We start from the raw sequence: 15,795 nt of genomic DNA, 5'->3' as shown, positions 1-15,795 counted from the left end.
ATTCGCGCTAAAAAACCGGGGCCCACTATTTTTTTGAGTGCGGCGGTACATGGCGACGAATTAAATGGTATTGAAATTATTCGACGCTTGATCCACGAAAAGAAACTTAAAATAACGCGAGGCACAGTTATTGCTGTTCCTATGGTTAACGTTTATGGCGTGGTTAATCAAAGTCGTTATATGCCTGACCGTCGTGATCTAAATCGCTGTTTTCCCGGCTCTGCGAAAGGCTCTTTAGCAGGGCGTGTCGCGCATATATTTCTCAATGAAATCGTTAAACATTGTGATTACGGTATCGATTTACATACCGGGGCAATTCATCGCTCAAACCTGCCACAAATTAGGGCGGATATGTCTGATCCCGATACCAAAGCCTTGGCGGAAGTGTTTGGCGTACCGGTTGTGTTAAATTCTACTTTAGTTGACGGATCGTTAAGAGAATCAGCCGTTAAAAACGAAACGAAAATACTCTTATATGAAGCGGGTGAAGCGCTGCGTTTTGATGAGTTTTCAATTCGAGCGGGCATGAAAGGTATCTTAAATGTTTTACAATATTTAGGTATGACCAGAAAAGTTGTCCGCTCTAAGAAGAAAAAACTTGTGCCTTTTATTGCTAATGGTAGTCAATGGGTGCGCGCTAACGCTAGTGGTATTGTTCATAATATTGTAAATTTGGGCGATCAGATCACTAAAGGTCAAGTGTTAGCCGAAATTGGTAGCCCATATGGTGCAATATTTGATTCGGTTAAAGCAACACGCTCAGGCATTTTAATCGGTAAGCAAAATATACCGCTAGTACAAGATGGAGAAGCTATGTTTCATGTCGCTTATTTCAGTGAAGACGATGAAGAAATCGCTGAACACATTGAAAACGTACAAGAGCAGCTTTTACCTGAAAATGACGACAGTTAGGAAACCGTATGAAAAAAGCAAATAAAGTTGTTATTGGGCGTTTAGAGTCAATAGCTTTGCCAGACTTAGCTATTGACGATTTACAAGTTCGAGTTGATACCGGCGCAAAAACGTCGTCGTTACACGTCGATAATATTACAAAAGTTATTAAAAATGGCAAGCCTTCGGTGATTTTTGATATTCATCCTGATGCGCATAATGTTGATACTATTGTTAAATGTAGTGCGCCAATTAGTGATATCAGGAAAATAAAGTCTTCTAATGGCACCGTAGAGCAACGTTACGTTATTGAAACATTAATCGTACTTGGCGAAGAAAAGTGGTCAATTGAAATAACCTTAACAGATCGCTCTGATATGAGTTATTTAATGCTGTTAGGAAGAGAAGCTTTAGGCAAACGTTTTCTTGTTGATCCATCAAAAGTTTTTTTAGGATCAAAAATAGAAAGTGAGCTAGGTTAAGCCTTATCTATACGTTTTTTATATAAAAAGCGATTCCTTGTCTGCGGTAAACACCACAAAAGATGAATCGCTGTCCGACAATCAACGTTAAAAGTAGCGCGTTATCTGCCGTCAAATAACCTAAAGATATGCAGAACATATTACCGCTACTTTGTTGTCACTAAAAGTTCCTTATTGCTCCCTGTCTGCCAAGACCTTACTTTCTAAAGTGCATATTGAGAGCGGCTGCTGAATTATTGTTGCCACTCTTTTTAACTAATATAGCTCAAGCTTTAACGAGCTCGTTATAAAAATATCTATTGATTAGTGACTATGTACTTAATTGAAAACACGTATTATAGTTATTAAAAATAATTAGAATAGGCTTCATTGACTTGTAATAATTTGGCGCATTCATTTAGAATAAGCTTTATAAGCAGTGGTTGTAGCCGCTAAATAATTAAATTAACTTGGTACTACTTTTGAATATTCCTGACTTACCTAATAATCATGCATTAGCGGTATTACTCATTACCGTATTTGCCTTATATCTCTTTCGTCGAGACGATATCCCTTTAGAAACCTCTTCTTTGGCTGTTATCGCTATATTGTGTTTGGCGTTTGCATTCTTCCCTTTTTATATAGATGGCACACATTTCGAACCTAGCTCATTATTTTTTGGCTTTGGTCATGAAGCCTTAGTGACGGTTTGTTCGTTAATGATCATTGGTCACGGTATTGTTCGTACAGGGGCATTGGAGCCCATTGGTCGATACTTGGCTAAATTATGGAAAATAAGTCCAACATTATCTTTGTTACTAACACTTGTTTTAGCTGGAGGTTTAAGTGCTTTTATTAATAACACCCCAGTTGTGGTGCTGTTACTGCCTATCTTGATCAGTGTATCACTGCGTACTAAAACAGATTCTTCGCCAATGCTACTGCCGATGGGATTAGCAACCTTAGTTGGGGGAATGGCGACAACGATAGGTACATCGACCAATTTATTAGTGGTTAGTATTGCAAAAAATATGGGGGCGGTTGAGTTTGGGCTCTTTGACTTTATACAACCAGCACTCATTGCTTCTGTTGTTGCCGTACTCTACTTATGGCTAATTGCGCCTAAACTTCTCCCAAGCAGAACACCATCAATGCCTGATACTTCGCCACGTCTGTTTAGCGCTTATCTTAATATAAATGAAGAAAGTGTGGCTAACGAGAAAACAATTACCGAGATAATTGCTTTGACTGATGGCCAGCTAAAAATTGAGAGTATTCAGCGTGGCGCCAACTATCGAAATATAATGCCTTTGCCCGATACCGTGCTTATCGTTGGTGACCGCCTAAAAGTTCATGACTATCCAGACCGTTTAAAAGAATATGAGTCAGTATTAGGAGCCACTTTATTCTCAGGACTGCATAAAGTTGATGACGAACACCCTCTAAAAGCCGAGAAACAAACGTTGGCAGAGATTGTTATTATTGCTGGCTCGGGGGTTGAAGGGCACACTTTACAACAAGTCAATTTTATACAAAAACACAGCATATCAGTGATCGCTTTGCATCGAGCAGGTAAAGCGATGGAAATTGGTCGCAGCAGTATCGGCAATACCCGCCTGAAAATTGGCGATGTCTTACTGGTACAAGGAGAGCAAGAGCAAATTGATTTATTAAAAGCTAAACAAGGACTACTCATTATTGATGGCGCGGAGTCATTACCTCAAACAAGTAAAGCACCCATTGCCTTAGGTACCTTGTTAGCCGTAGTTGTATCGTCAGCCTTAGGTATTTTACCTATAGAAATTAGTGCGGTTTGTGGTGTACTCGTCTTGTTATTAACAAAATGTTTAAATTGGCAAGAAGCTTCATCAGCGCTTAGTACGCAAGTTATTTTAATTGTCGCCGCGTCTTTAGCGTTAGGCTCTGCAATGATGACAACCGGTGGCGCTGAGTACATAGCCCAAGTGTTTGTCGCATTATCATTTGGTTTACCACCAGGAGGTGTCTTATCGGCCCTAATGCTGTTACTCGCGATATTAACTAATATTGTTTCTAACAATGCTGCTGCTGTTATTGGTACGCCTATTGCCATTTCTGTTGCTAGCCAACTCAACCTACCAGCAGAACCTTTTATATTGGCAGTACTCTTTGGTGCTAACTTAAGTTATGCAACCCCTATGGCTTACAAAACTAACCTTTTGGTAATGAACGCCGGTGGTTATCGTTTTTCTGATTTTATGCGTGTTGGTATTCCCTTGATTATTCTAATGTGGGTAACGCTATCCTTACTGTTAAATTGGTTATATCTGTAAGATAAAAAAAGCAGTCTTTTGTTTTAGGCTGCGCTAATCTTCGTTAATACACTAAAGATGAAAGGTGCATTGGTAAGCAAAAAGCCTAATTAATAATGAGGATTTTTTGTAACGTTGAACTAGGGTGATGTTTGTTGTGGGGCTTATAAATAAAGCACAACTCAGCTGTTGTGCTTATTGTGTAGCTACAAAGATTAAGGCCCATTACAAGACGATGTCTGTTGCTCTTTTATTTATTAATACTTTTTAAAGCTTTATTCTCAAACCATAGTTTCATAAAGTCAGACGTTAATTTCTGTTCTATTTCCATCGCACTTTCAGTGGGGCAAAAAATAGTAAAAAACACCTGAGTGTCACCCAGCTCAGAGGTAGCTACTTGAATGTGCGGTTTTGGACCTGCAATCTTTATATCTAAGCGGTTTTCAATAAGATGATTATAACGAACTGCCACATCTTTAAAGTCATGACAATATAAGTCTGCTTTCTCATACAAGGTATCGATAAAGTCAAAGGGATTAGCACTGTCATCACGTACTATAGTGAAATGATGTACCGCATAACGCTTGAGGAAATTAAGGTTTTTAATTACCGAAGTAATTAACTGACTATTAGGCAAATATAACGTTTTGCCGGTATATTCATAATCATCTTTATTGACCTCTAGTAAAGTAAGTTTAGCCCAATCGGTAGAATGCACCTCACCAACATAGTTACCTACTTGTATCCAGTCACCAATACGAAAGGGTCGACTCGATAATATATAGATAAAGCCAATAAAACACTGAATAAACTCGCGAGTCGCTAATACAATTGCCACAACAAAAGCGGCAATAGAAAAGGCAAACTTTTGGATTTCTTCGGACCATAGATTAAAAAGTAAAATAATGATCAATATGGTGAAAATATTATTCACCATATTAATTTTTAATCTTTTGGTTTGTTTCGATTTTAGTTTTATAACTTTTATGATTAAATTTTTAATCAAAAATGAAGTCATCAACAGTAAAAAAGTAACAATAAATTTATATTCAAACAATAACTCGGTAAAACTGTTTAAATTGAATATTTTGTCTAACCATTCCATTATAAATATTTAACCTGTTTATTTTATATTAGGAAGCATGCCTTTAAGTAGCAAACCAAAAATGTCTGCGCCAGTAATAATACGTTTGGTTTCTCCCCAAATAAGCAATACATCGTGTTCTATCACACCATCAAAGTTTTTGTCAGTAGATGTATTCACTTTCATTTTTAGTATAGCTTCATTTAATGGTGTCGTTTCATCCGTTATCACAACAGGACGATGACAATAATTGTAAGGGTCAAAATCGCCTGGTTGATATAACGCAGCTCGTGAATAACCGTCTGCATCAAGCACGAGTAATGGGTAGCCAGCTTCATTGGTCAGTATTACCCAACTATGGTTAGTTTCATTTACCAGCATTAAAAATGGGTCATCTGGACCTTGTGTCGTTACCGGAATAATAGGTAAGTCTAACTTTGTTGGTAGGGCAATAATTGATTTAGGATCAATTATCTCACCTTCTTCAGTGACCTGTATCTCATCTAAAGCAAAAAAGTTTAACGCACCGATACCTTCAACATGATTAAGATCGGCTTCTTCTGCGGAAATGTGCTGGCGAATAATACTTCTAAGTTCACTTTCTTCAAGGTAAGTAATCCCTTCTTTGCCGAGCCAAGCATCTAAAATAAGTGCAGTTGGTTTGGCTACGGGGTAAAAAAGGAACTGATAAAAACGAATAATAGGGGCGAGCATGCTGCCCATTTTTAAGGCATTTCTTGAGAAATAAGCTTGCGGGGTAATTTCACCAATAATCGTAATGGCAATAGTTGAAAACAGAAAAGCACTGATGCCAGTAAGCACTGAATCAGAGAGCATTGTTAACAACACATTAATTCCAACATTACCCCATAATATTGTTGTTAATAAAAAATTTGAGTCGTCTCTCAGACGTAAAATAGTTTGTGCTGCTTTATTACCCTTTTTAGCTTCAACTTCTAAATGCAGGCGACTTATAGAAAAAAATGCGAGATTTAATCCTGAGAAAATGGCTGATTGAGTGATACAAAAGGCGATTGCACACCAAGTAATAATGTCAGTTGACATGTAATAATCCTAATAGGAATGTTAATAGCTTTAATTGGGTGAATTATTAACTTTACTTGCTGAGATAACAACTAATTATTTGACCTTTACTCTAAAATATTGCTTATAATGGGAAAGTTTATAACGTTTACTATCAGTTATTATTTGTAATGCTGACACCCGCATTATTTTGTAATTATACCTAAGGATTTATCATGATTAAATGTATGTTAATTTCACCCTCTGCGCCTGTTAAAATTGGTGGCGAAGAATTAGTCAGTGAATGGCAACAAGATGAAAGTACCGTGCTATGGATTGATCTTGATAAAGTCGAAAAATCTCAAGAAAAAGAAATATTCACTCAATTTGGCTGTCACCCTTTGGCTATTTTAGATGCTCAAAGAGAAAGACACCCTCCGAAAGTTGAGCTGTTCAATGATTTCATCTTTCTGCTTTACCGTGGCTTTGTTGCCAAAGAAAATAATTTAACCTTTGAACATGTACAAATCAGTATGTTTATCGGTCAACGGGTGTTAATTACCGGTCATCCTGAAAGCTCGATAGCGATAAATGCCTTATTTACTGCCAGCAGTGAAAAGTATTTAGCGAGAAGCCCAGTACACTTAGCATTGAAAATATTTCACAGTAGTTGTGGTAATTACCTACAGCAATTATTTGACTTTGAACAAAACTTAGAAAAAATTGAAGATCAATTTCAAATCAGTGGTAACGATAAAATGATGCGAGAAATCACCTCACATCGTTCGAGGTTGGTTAAAATTAGAAGAACTTTTAATTACCATGTAACTGTTGGAAATACCCTTAACAGTTATCTTGAAGATGATGAAACATCACTCATTACGGAACAAGAAATACATGCAGTAAATGACTTAAGAGAGCGACTTGATCGATTATTGAGCCTCTCTCAAATGTATTATGATATTTGTGGAGATTTAATTAACGGTTATATGTCGGTTACTTCACATCAGCTAAACGCAACAATGAGAGTGTTAACGGTTATCACCGCTTTGTTCGTACCTTTGACTTTCCTCGCAGGAATATATGGGATGAATTTTGAATACATACCCGAGCTTAAATTTGAACACGGTTACTTTACTTTACTTGGGGTGATGTCGGTTATCTCTGTTGGTCTTATTGTTTGGTTTAAGAAAAAACGCTGGTTGTAATAACCACTAATTTAATTAAAAAAAGAAGACAGATATTGAGCGATTCAAAAACACTTTATGAAGCAAAAGTCATTAACATCAGAAAAAGACAACCGATAATGGCTTGGTTACTTTCTTTAACCCTGATTAGTATGGGCTATTATTTGTCAAAAACTCAGTTTTTAGGGCTAGAGTGGCTTTCTAGAAGTGGTTGTTTAATTGTTATCATTGGTGTTTGGTCAAGTATTGGCGCCATTATTGCTGAACGTGTTCTTATCAGTAAACTCAATATTCAACATCGCTTGGTATTGTCACGAGCCAAAATGAAACTCAGAAAAATCAATGTGCCAACAGAGTACATCGACAAAGAAATTGCAACGATTGAAGATGATTTTGACGATAAAATTGATGTTGTTAAAGATAATGTTAGATACCAGCTCGGTATTTTAGAAGTTTCATTGTTGATAACAGGCACCTTTATCTGGGGATTTGGCGATTTATTATTTCAAGTGAATTTTTAATGAGTAAACTATGAGTAACAACATCTGGTGGGGCGAGTTTACCTTTGATGAAAGTCATGAAACAAAATGTTGGAGCGTTGGTCAACGCGCGATACTCATAAAGCGCAAGGCAACTGAATGGAACATTTGGAATATTGAAAATCAAGAAGAAGACCAAGACATTGTGGTTTCTGCTGGCGAAAACTTTGCACTAGAAAGCGATGCTGATATCGGTCGTTTTTTAGAGAAAGCTAGCTCTGATAAAATAAAAGTATTTCCAAAATTAGCCGATCGTTCGGTTATTGCACGCCCTTCATCACCGCTAACTATTTTAGCGGGTGAAAAAGTTCAGCTGTTTATTAGTACACCTATTTGGTTTTATGCTGAAACATTTCCAAGTGCTAAATGCTTAGTTGATTTACCCTTTTGGCGTCCGTCAGATTCATGGTTTGGTAGCTCAACCATCGACGGACAATTGTGCTATGCAAAATATACCTCTGCAAAAACTAAACTTGAAGAGCTTGATTTACATCCCCACCGAGCAACAACGTCAATTACGGTGATTAATAGCCATAACAAAGAACTTATCATCAACAGGATTAATGTTCCTGTTAATTACTTACATTTATATAGTGATGATAAAAACCAACTGTGGACATCTGGCATAACCATTGAAAGAAATAATGAATCAGCCGATATTGAATTAATTATAGAAAGAAGTGTTTCAGTTGAATTTCAACCCCTTACCGCGATAAGTAGTCCGCGAGAAACCTCTGAGCACGGTAAAATAATTCGCAGAATCAGTAACTTATTTGGGTAAACTTTAGTTAGGTAAATATTATATGGAAGTCATTAATGAGTTTTTTAATATGCTCAAAGCATCTCATTTCTACACCTTAACACAGGCACTTATTTTATTTGTGGTCGGTTACTTTATTGCTAAAGCGCTCAGTAGCGCGATGGAAAGAATTGTTAGCAAGAAAATGACGACACACGGAGTGTTTTTGTTAAAAAGAACGGTGTTTTATACCTTACTGGGCTTATTTGTCTTGTCGGCTTTAAAGCATATTGGTATCGACTTAACGATATTACTTGGCGCAGCGGGAATTTTTACTGTCGCGATTGGCTTTGCTTCACAAACTTCAGCATCAAATTTAATCAGTGGCATATTTTTGATGATAGAAAGACCTTTCTCAATCGGTGATGTGATTAAAGTCAATGACATCTTAGGGGAAGTTATTTCAATTGATTTATTGTCTGTTAAATTAAGAACCTTTGATAATTTATTTGTTCGAATACCCAATGAAAGCATGATAAAAAGTGCGGTCACCACCATGACAAAGTATCCCATTAGAAGAGCAGACTTAAAACTAGGAATTGCTTATAAAGAAGATATTGAAAAAGTGCGTGATTTATTATTAAAAATTGCCGAAAAAAATGTTATTTGTTTGGAAGAGCCAGCACCTTTGTTTATTTTGACCGGGTTTGGTTCATCGTCAGTTGATATTCAATTTTCAGTGTGGTCAAGAAGAGAGAATTTTCTTGCGCTTAAAAATGAAATGTATCAGAACATTAAGAAAACATTTGATGAGCAGGGCATTGAGATCCCATTCCCGCATATCAGCCTTTATGCCGGGAGTGCAAGTAAACCTTTTAAAGTTGCTATGAATGAGAACCCGAGAAGTACGGCAGATGTTGTATCCAAAGAAGAGTAGTGACTGAATCAACGTTGAGCATTAACCTTGCTGGTTAATGCTCATTATTTATTTTACTGTTTAATAAGCAATAAATCACATGGCGGCTCATATAAAAAATTTGAGGTAGTACTTCCCACCCAAAACTTATCCAGCATGTTTCTATTAACTAGACCGATAAATAAAATATCGATATGGTTTTTGTTAATATATGACTTTAAGGCCTCTTCAGGTAAACCTTCAAGTAATTGATATTGATCCCTCTTAATGCGGAACTGATCAGCGAACTCTTTTAAACCGTCTTGGTGCATCGACAGTACTTTGTTTTTGTATTGGTATAAAACTGATGAAATGTAACAACAGTGGATAAGTTTCCATTTTACTGAAAGCGAATCTTCCCAGCTTTTTAAATGCTGAACAATATGTTCATCAATTTTTGCTGGCCGATCATTTTCGTGTAATGGGTCAACAGCGCCAATGGCATTGATGTTTTCTTTCCATACCTTGTCAGTTAATAATAATACGGGTGCGTTTATTTCAGTGAGAGTTTGAAAAATGGGATGTCTTTGTTTAGGTGGTGTGTCTTCTAAAATTAGCAGGCCATTATTTGTTTTTGCTAATTCAGTATTGATTGTTTTTATGTGATCTGCAGACTCTGAAACGATAATTTCAGCTTTAATTGCACTCATTTCTAATGCTTTAAGCAAGGTTTGTTTTTTCTTGTTAATCACCACTAAATCTTCATTAGCCGTTGGTGAGTCGCCAACCATGGCATGCCAATACCACCGTTGGGTAGATTTTACTTTAGCATCGATGATTATTTTAACGCGCATTTTATGAGTGTTGGCGAGGTGAATAACTTTATCTAAAGTAATGCTTTTATAAAAATAACGTCCATCTATAAACCAAATTAATTGCTCAGTTATCATTCTATTCCCTCATTTTGGATGTTAGTTCCCGGGTGGGATTGACCTAATTTTGTTAAAACGGTCTGGCGACTTTGCTGAAGAAGTCAATATTGTGTAAATTTATCGTAAGGTTGAAAGTATAGATAGTTATTTCTACCTTAAAACTTTTCTATCAGCAAAACCACATAAACTGTTATGCTATGCTTTTATTTAATTACTGCAAATTTCACGGATAATCTAGCATAATGTATAGTCGTTTTTTTTTGTTCATCTTGTTTTTTTTAATCTCACCATTTGCAACATCGAACACACTTATCGTTCAACTTTCAGATAACTTATCCAGTGCAGCAAAACAAAATATTTATGCTTATCTAGGCAATTTGCCAGAGAATGACACCGAACGAACAGCATTTGTTTTTACAGCGAAAAAACAAGCCTTAAATGCGCTCAAGGCACTGGGTTATTACCGTGCTGAGGTAACAAGTTCAATTGACAAGAATTTAGATAAAAATATCTGGACGCTTGGTCTTGTCGTGATACTCAATCAGCCAACAAGAATAAAACACGTGCGTATTAACCTAAGTGGCGACGCTTTAGGGGATAGTGCTTTTTCAGATATTATCAAAGAGGTGCCTATTGCCAGCGGAGATATATTACATCATGGCATTTATGAGCAATTTAAAACGGACTTGGTTTCCTTAGGTTTAGAACGAGGTTACTTTGATAGTAAGTTCATTAAAACTAATATCGCTATAAACAAAAATTTGGATACCGCAGAGATTATTGTTCACTTTGACAGTGGACCTCGTTATCGTTTTGGTGAGATAAAGTTTAATGATTTTGATATAAATACAGATATTTTGAAACCTTTGATTTCTTTTAAGCAAGGTGATTTTTATCAACAAACCTCACTGCAAAACTTACAAAATGAACTGGATGAAACTCAATACTTTAGCAATGTTGTTGTTCGCCCTGAAACAGAGAATAGCGCGAATAACATCTTACCAATAGATGTATCGCTGGAAAAAGCGAAACGCCATCAATTTAATTTAGGACTAGGCTACGCGACTGACACCAAAGAAAGGTTTTCTTTCGGCTGGAAAACACCGCTAGTCAACCGTTATGGGCATCGTCAAGAAACAAGGTTGTCCTATTCAACCATTAATCCGACCGGGCATTTTATTTACAGTATTCCTTTGTCACACCCCAACAATGATGTGTTGCAATTACAAACTGAACTAGAAAAAAATGACTATGGAGACTTAACCAGTCGATTTTTTTCTTTTCAAGTAGGACGCGTTTATCTAAAAGATGATATTTTACGCCAACCTTATTTAAGACACTTAGATGAAGAGTGGGAGACTGATAATGTTTACGATGATGCCAGTTATTTTATTCCCGGGTTTACTTGGTCTGATATTGATCGTGATGGCCCTTTACTCGATCCAACTAAGGGATTTAGACAATACTATAATTTAGAAGGAAGCTATGAAGGTTTATCTTCAGAAACCTCATTTTTACGTTTTAATGCGCGTTGGAAATATATTTCTCTGTTTGCTCCTAAGCACCGTATTGTCGCAAGAGTAGAGCTTGGCTATGTTATTGTCGACAAAGACTTTGAAGAGGAACTGTCTCCTTCATTACGGTTTTATGCTGGTGGTGACCAAAGTATTCGAGGATTCGACTATCAATCAATTGGCCCTAAAGTGACTCTTTCAGAAGGTATTAACCAAGGGAAGGAAATCGTTATTGGTGGCACTAATATGGTCGTTGCTAGTTTGGAGTACCAGTACTACTTTTCAAATACATGGCGCGGCGCACTGTTTATTGATGCTGGAAGTGTTAATGATAATGACAAACTTGAACCGGTATACTCTATTGGTCCCGGTCTTCATTATATTTCTCCCATTGGGCCGATCAGGTTTGCTTTAGGGTATTCATTAAGCGAAGAAAACCCATTATGGCGTCTTCATTTTAGTATTGGTGCTGAACTATGACTTATAAACGTGCCAGCTTCACACTTATCGGCGTGTTAACCGGCTTACTGTGTTTCTTTGCCATACTACTTTCAACGCCTTGGGGAGCTCAGTTATCACTTTATTTTGTCGGTAAGGTTTCCTCGCTGCAAGTTGAATACAAAAGTGGTGCCCTTTTAGATGACTTAGCGTTACGTAAACTAAAAATTGAAAACGATAATGCGCTAATTAATGCCAGTAACATTCGTTTAAAATTGCATTTGCGCTGCCTATGGAAAAACCAGATTTGTATTGATGAACTCAGTATAGGTGCACTACAAGTCAACATAAAAGAAGCAAAGCCAGCGGAATCATCTGAGCAACTTGTCGAACAAACGATTAACTCAACCAATTTCACCTTACCCTTTAGCGTTAAATTAAAGAAGTTTTCTTTAGCTCGCGCCCAAATAACAACTCAGGGGCTAGCGATAAACTTAACCGAGTTTTCTAGTGCTTTATCGGTCAATAAGAATGTTGTGAGTAATATCGCTATTAATATAGATAATGCTCGGTTGCTTAAAGCACATATTAATTTATCTGCGGCGAAGACCTCATCAACCCCGCAACCCGTTACCCCTTGGCCACTGGCATCACTGCCTAAGATGTATTTACCAGTTAAGTTAGCGCTAAAGTCGTTGGTGGTAAAAACGCTAATCGTTAATGAATTAGACAATACGGGCAGTGAGAAAACGCTAATTAATACCACGAATAATGTGGCACGTTTATCATGGTTCAAAACGCAATTATCTATTGAAGAATTGTCATCAAAAGTAGCGGCAGTAGGAGAGTTTTCATTAAAAGGAAAAGTTGACTTTGTACCCCCTTATCTTGTTGATTTAGCCTTGAGTAGTTCCATTGATAACTTTGAGTTATTACCACAACTCAGTCATTCTGAACAAAAGGTTTCATTAAAAGGTGATTTAGCTGATTTAGTAACAACGATTAGCAACGTGGGTGAATTAACACTAACCGCTAAAATGTCAGTGGATGTTACTAACGCAAACTTACCTTATAAATTGAAAGCTGATGTTAGCCAGTTTATTTTACCTGATGATATCGCTAATGTTATTACTCCATCAACACTGTTATTAAACAGCGAAGGCGACCTTAACCGACATGTTATTGATTTAAAAAGTAACATTAGTGGCTTTGGTTACCAAGATGCCGCATTGGAACTACAGGCAACTTACAGTGAACAAACCTTTAAAATAAAGACCTTATATTTTGAAGAGTTCAAAGAAAATAGCCGCTTGGATATAACCGGAGAGTTACAGTTAGGCAATCGATTCTTATGGGATGTTAAGGTGAATTCTTCGGGCATTAGCTTACCTAATATTGATAAACGTTTATCGGGTCGACTGCAGGGAAATATTTACAGTAAAGGATTTTGGCAAGATAATGAATGGGCGTTTACGCTTGCTGACTCTAAGGTCAAAGGCGAAATTAATAAAATAGCTTTTAACGCAAACGGTAATGTTGATATTAACCATAAAGGTCAATTAGCGCTAAGTAATATTAAGCTCAATTATGGTGATATAGCGCTTAACATAAAAGGCCATAGCGATACCCATTGGCATGTCGATGGTACGGTTAATGTTGGAGATAGCAGTTTATGGTTAAAGGATATTGAAAGTGGAATAGCGGCCAATATTTCAATATCTGGTCCAATTGAGCAGCCAGAACTCAATCTACAAGGTGAATTAAAAAAGTTGTTAGTGGCTAATCTTGCCAGTGATGCCATTAAGGTCGAGGTCAAATATCGACCGCTGGATAATCATCAACATCAGGTAGCGTTTAGCAGTGCGCTTATCAATTGGAACGATCACACCATCAATGGTGTTAATTTGTCGAGTAGTGGTGATTTAAATCAACAAAAAGTAAAGCTAGCATGGCTTGGCGATTCAGCGATTGACTTGTTAATTAATAGTGACTATTCACCTGTGGGAGAGCAGTGGCGAGTACAAACTGATCAGGTAATTTTTTCGATAGGTGACGATGTTTTTAAATCAAGTCAGCCACTTAATATACTTTATAATAATAGCCTTAAAACGCTTGCTGTTAATAAACATTGCTGGCTTGGTGACGGCGCTCAGCTCTGTCTAAAAGACGATGCCACCTTAAAAGTAGCTCAAGACGAGTTAACGTTAGCCGTTCAATTAGACACAGACCTTTTAACGCCCTTTATTCCTAAAGATATAACTGTGCAGAGCACATTAGCGGGGAATGTTGCTGTGGGTTGGCAACAAAACAAAATGCCAACCGTTAATGCTAAATTACTTATTAGTGATGGCGATATAAAGACAACTAAAGAAGGCGAATTACATCAATTACTTGAGTGGCAAAAGGGTGAGTTAACGTTAAAAGTTGATAGTAGCAGTGTTGCAGGCAAACTTGCTTTTTTTGCTCAAGACAGTGCTGAAATAGTCAACCTTAGCAGTACGATTGTCTTTGCCGATAGTCGCACTATAAATAGCCAGCTTAATATTAATGAATTCAACCTTTCACCCTTGCAAGTTTTTTTGCCAGAGTTAACCTCATTGGAAGGCCTATTAAATAGCCGTTTAACTGTGAATGGTGATTTAGATAAGCCAATAATAACAGGTGACATTACGTTAACTAAAGGTAAAGCTAAAATTTTAGGAAATATTAATACCTTAACTGATATTAATATGGCTTTAAAATTTAAAGGTCAACAAGCCGTTATTTCTGGTGGGGTAAATATTAATAATGCCTTAGCTAATCTTAAAGGAGACGTTGACTGGCAAGATGAATTGCAAGGTAATTTTGATTTTGATGGGGAATCATTAAAGTTATCAGTTCCCCCGGATCTTAGCATAACCGTTTCTCCTCACCTTAACGCCCAAATCAAAGCATCAGAGCTGAAAATATCGGGCCGTATAGAAGTGCTCGAAGGTAAATTACTGGTTAATAAATTGCCGCAAGGAAGTGTTAGTTTAAGCAAGGATGTCATTATGGTTAATGATGCAGGCGAACAAGTTGCTAATGAAAAACCATTTAAATTATTTACCAATGTTCGTGTGGTTATTGCCGATGCATTTAAAGTTGAAGGGCAAGGGTTTATAGGTCGTCTAGGCGGCGAATTACAAGTGAGTCAGCAGGCAAATCAACCCTTGCAGCTCTTTGGCAGCTTAAAGATCCCCGAGGGTCGCTATCGCGCTTATGGGCAAGATTTGTCGTTAACTAAAGGTATTATTTCTTTTAATGGCACAGCGAATAACCCCTATGTCTCAATGCAAGCGACACGTAGCATTGAAAAAGAAAACATTATTGTCGGTATTGATGCAACTGGATTAGCCAACAGTTTGAATATCAAGCTGTTTTCAAAGCCAACCATGCAACAATCTGAAACTTTATCGTATCTGGTGAGAGGGCGCGGTTTAGATGCAGAAACCAGCGATAGTAATACGGCTATAGGTGTGGCTTTAGGTTCAGCGTTAACAAACTTTTCTGGTGTGCTCACTCAAATAGAAAAATTACCTTTGATCAATAGAATCGAAATAGACGGAGACAATGAGCAAGCCTCCATCGCTGGCTATTTAGGTGAGCAGGTTTATATTAAATACGGGGTTGGTATTCTGAAGCCTATCAATGAATTAACCGTGAGGTTTTATTTATTAAACAGACTATGGGTTGAAACAGTTTCTGGGCTAGAAAGCTCTGCCGATATTTATTACTCATTCGACATAAAATAAGCCGGTGACCAGTAACCTTTATTTCCTA

General features: G+C 37.1%; 12 protein-coding genes. 9 read left to right on the top strand and 3 right to left on the bottom strand.

Features of this window, described 5'->3' with window-relative positions; translation table 11 throughout:
• The 3 genes from H4J69_RS08950 to H4J69_RS08940 form a co-directional block, all read left to right on the top strand.
• On the top strand, positions 1-912 hold a 912-nt coding region (locus H4J69_RS08950), incomplete at its 5' end, for a succinylglutamate desuccinylase/aspartoacylase family protein (RefSeq protein ID WP_182216525.1).
• A gap of 8 nt (positions 913-920) precedes the next feature.
• Positions 921-1,373: a RimK/LysX family protein gene (locus tag H4J69_RS08945; protein ID WP_182222952.1), complete on the top strand. Its 453-nt coding sequence runs from the start codon at positions 921-923 to the stop codon at positions 1,371-1,373.
• Positions 1,374-1,834: 461 nt separating this feature from the next.
• Entirely contained in the window at positions 1,835-3,664 is a 1,830-nt protein-coding gene (locus tag H4J69_RS08940) for an SLC13 family permease (RefSeq protein ID WP_182216528.1), read from the top strand.
• Positions 3,665-3,893: 229 nt separating this feature from the next.
• Here H4J69_RS08940 and H4J69_RS08935 read toward each other — a convergent pair whose 3' ends face one another.
• The gene (locus H4J69_RS08935) at positions 3,894-4,580 is read right to left on the bottom strand and encodes a mechanosensitive ion channel family protein (RefSeq protein WP_404842429.1); all 687 of its coding nucleotides are present in this window, start codon (positions 4,578-4,580) and stop codon (positions 3,894-3,896) included.
• Between the two features lie 186 nt (positions 4,581-4,766).
• On the bottom strand, positions 4,767-5,792 hold the full coding sequence (locus tag H4J69_RS08930; RefSeq protein ID WP_182216531.1) for a DUF21 domain-containing protein: 1,026 nt from the start codon (positions 5,790-5,792) through the stop codon (positions 4,767-4,769).
• A gap of 194 nt (positions 5,793-5,986) precedes the next feature.
• On the opposite strand from H4J69_RS08930, the gene H4J69_RS08925 reads away from it, so the two are divergent.
• Genes H4J69_RS08925 through H4J69_RS08910 form a run of 4 tightly spaced genes read left to right on the top strand, consistent with a single transcriptional unit; the run spans position 5,987 to position 9,152 of the window.
• Positions 5,987-6,958: a magnesium transporter CorA family protein gene (locus tag H4J69_RS08925; protein ID WP_182216533.1), complete on the top strand. Its 972-nt coding sequence runs from the start codon at positions 5,987-5,989 to the stop codon at positions 6,956-6,958.
• A gap of 35 nt (positions 6,959-6,993) precedes the next feature.
• On the top strand, positions 6,994-7,458 hold the full coding sequence (locus tag H4J69_RS08920) for a hypothetical protein (RefSeq protein ID WP_182216534.1): 465 nt from the start codon (positions 6,994-6,996) through the stop codon (positions 7,456-7,458).
• A gap of 10 nt (positions 7,459-7,468) precedes the next feature.
• Positions 7,469-8,257, top strand: coding sequence for a hypothetical protein (locus tag H4J69_RS08915; protein WP_182216536.1), 789 nt, complete (start codon positions 7,469-7,471; stop codon positions 8,255-8,257).
• A 22-nt stretch (positions 8,258-8,279) separates the two neighbouring features.
• Positions 8,280-9,152 (top strand): mechanosensitive ion channel family protein, encoded by an 873-nt coding sequence (locus H4J69_RS08910; RefSeq protein WP_182245049.1) that lies wholly within the window; start codon positions 8,280-8,282, stop codon positions 9,150-9,152.
• 53 nt (positions 9,153-9,205) lie between these two features.
• On the opposite strand, the gene H4J69_RS08905 is transcribed toward H4J69_RS08910, so the two are convergent.
• Complete coding sequence (locus tag H4J69_RS08905) at positions 9,206-10,060, bottom strand: universal stress protein (RefSeq protein WP_182216537.1); 855 nt, start codon at positions 10,058-10,060, stop codon at positions 9,206-9,208.
• A 224-nt stretch (positions 10,061-10,284) separates the two neighbouring features.
• On the opposite strand from H4J69_RS08905, the gene H4J69_RS08900 reads away from it, so the two are divergent.
• Positions 10,285-12,036, top strand: coding sequence for an autotransporter assembly complex family protein (locus tag H4J69_RS08900; protein ID WP_182216539.1), 1,752 nt, complete (start codon positions 10,285-10,287; stop codon positions 12,034-12,036).
• Complete coding sequence (locus tag H4J69_RS08895; protein WP_182245050.1) at positions 12,033-15,767, top strand: translocation/assembly module TamB domain-containing protein; 3,735 nt, start codon at positions 12,033-12,035, stop codon at positions 15,765-15,767. Before H4J69_RS08900 ends, H4J69_RS08895 begins: the two co-directional genes overlap by 4 nt.
• Positions 15,768-15,795: the final 28 nt, after the last annotated feature.

The organism is Colwellia sp. BRX10-9, assembly GCF_014077405.1.
Classification (GTDB): Bacteria; Pseudomonadota; Gammaproteobacteria; order Enterobacterales; family Alteromonadaceae; genus Colwellia_A.
This window is presented reverse-complemented; position numbering and strand designations above follow the sequence as displayed.

Bases quoted from the DNA above. Each gene is read 5' to 3' on its own strand.
- H4J69_RS08945 (WP_182222952.1), top strand. From the start codon at position 921: ATGAAAAAAGCAAATAAAGTTGTTATTGGGCGTTTAGAGTCAATAGCT.
- H4J69_RS08935 (WP_404842429.1), bottom strand. From the start codon at position 4,580: ATGGTGAATAATATTTTCACCATATTGATCATTATTTTACTTTTTAAT.
- H4J69_RS08930 (WP_182216531.1), bottom strand. From the start codon at position 5,792: ATGTCAACTGACATTATTACTTGGTGTGCAATCGCCTTTTGTATCACT.
- H4J69_RS08925 (WP_182216533.1), top strand. From the start codon at position 5,987: ATGATTAAATGTATGTTAATTTCACCCTCTGCGCCTGTTAAAATTGGT.
- H4J69_RS08915 (WP_182216536.1), top strand. From the start codon at position 7,469: ATGAGTAACAACATCTGGTGGGGCGAGTTTACCTTTGATGAAAGTCAT.
- H4J69_RS08910 (WP_182245049.1), top strand. From the start codon at position 8,280: ATGGAAGTCATTAATGAGTTTTTTAATATGCTCAAAGCATCTCATTTC.
- H4J69_RS08905 (WP_182216537.1), bottom strand. From the start codon at position 10,060: ATGATAACTGAGCAATTAATTTGGTTTATAGATGGACGTTATTTTTAT.
- H4J69_RS08900 (WP_182216539.1), top strand. From the start codon at position 10,285: ATGTATAGTCGTTTTTTTTTGTTCATCTTGTTTTTTTTAATCTCACCA.
- H4J69_RS08895 (WP_182245050.1), top strand. From the start codon at position 12,033: ATGACTTATAAACGTGCCAGCTTCACACTTATCGGCGTGTTAACCGGC.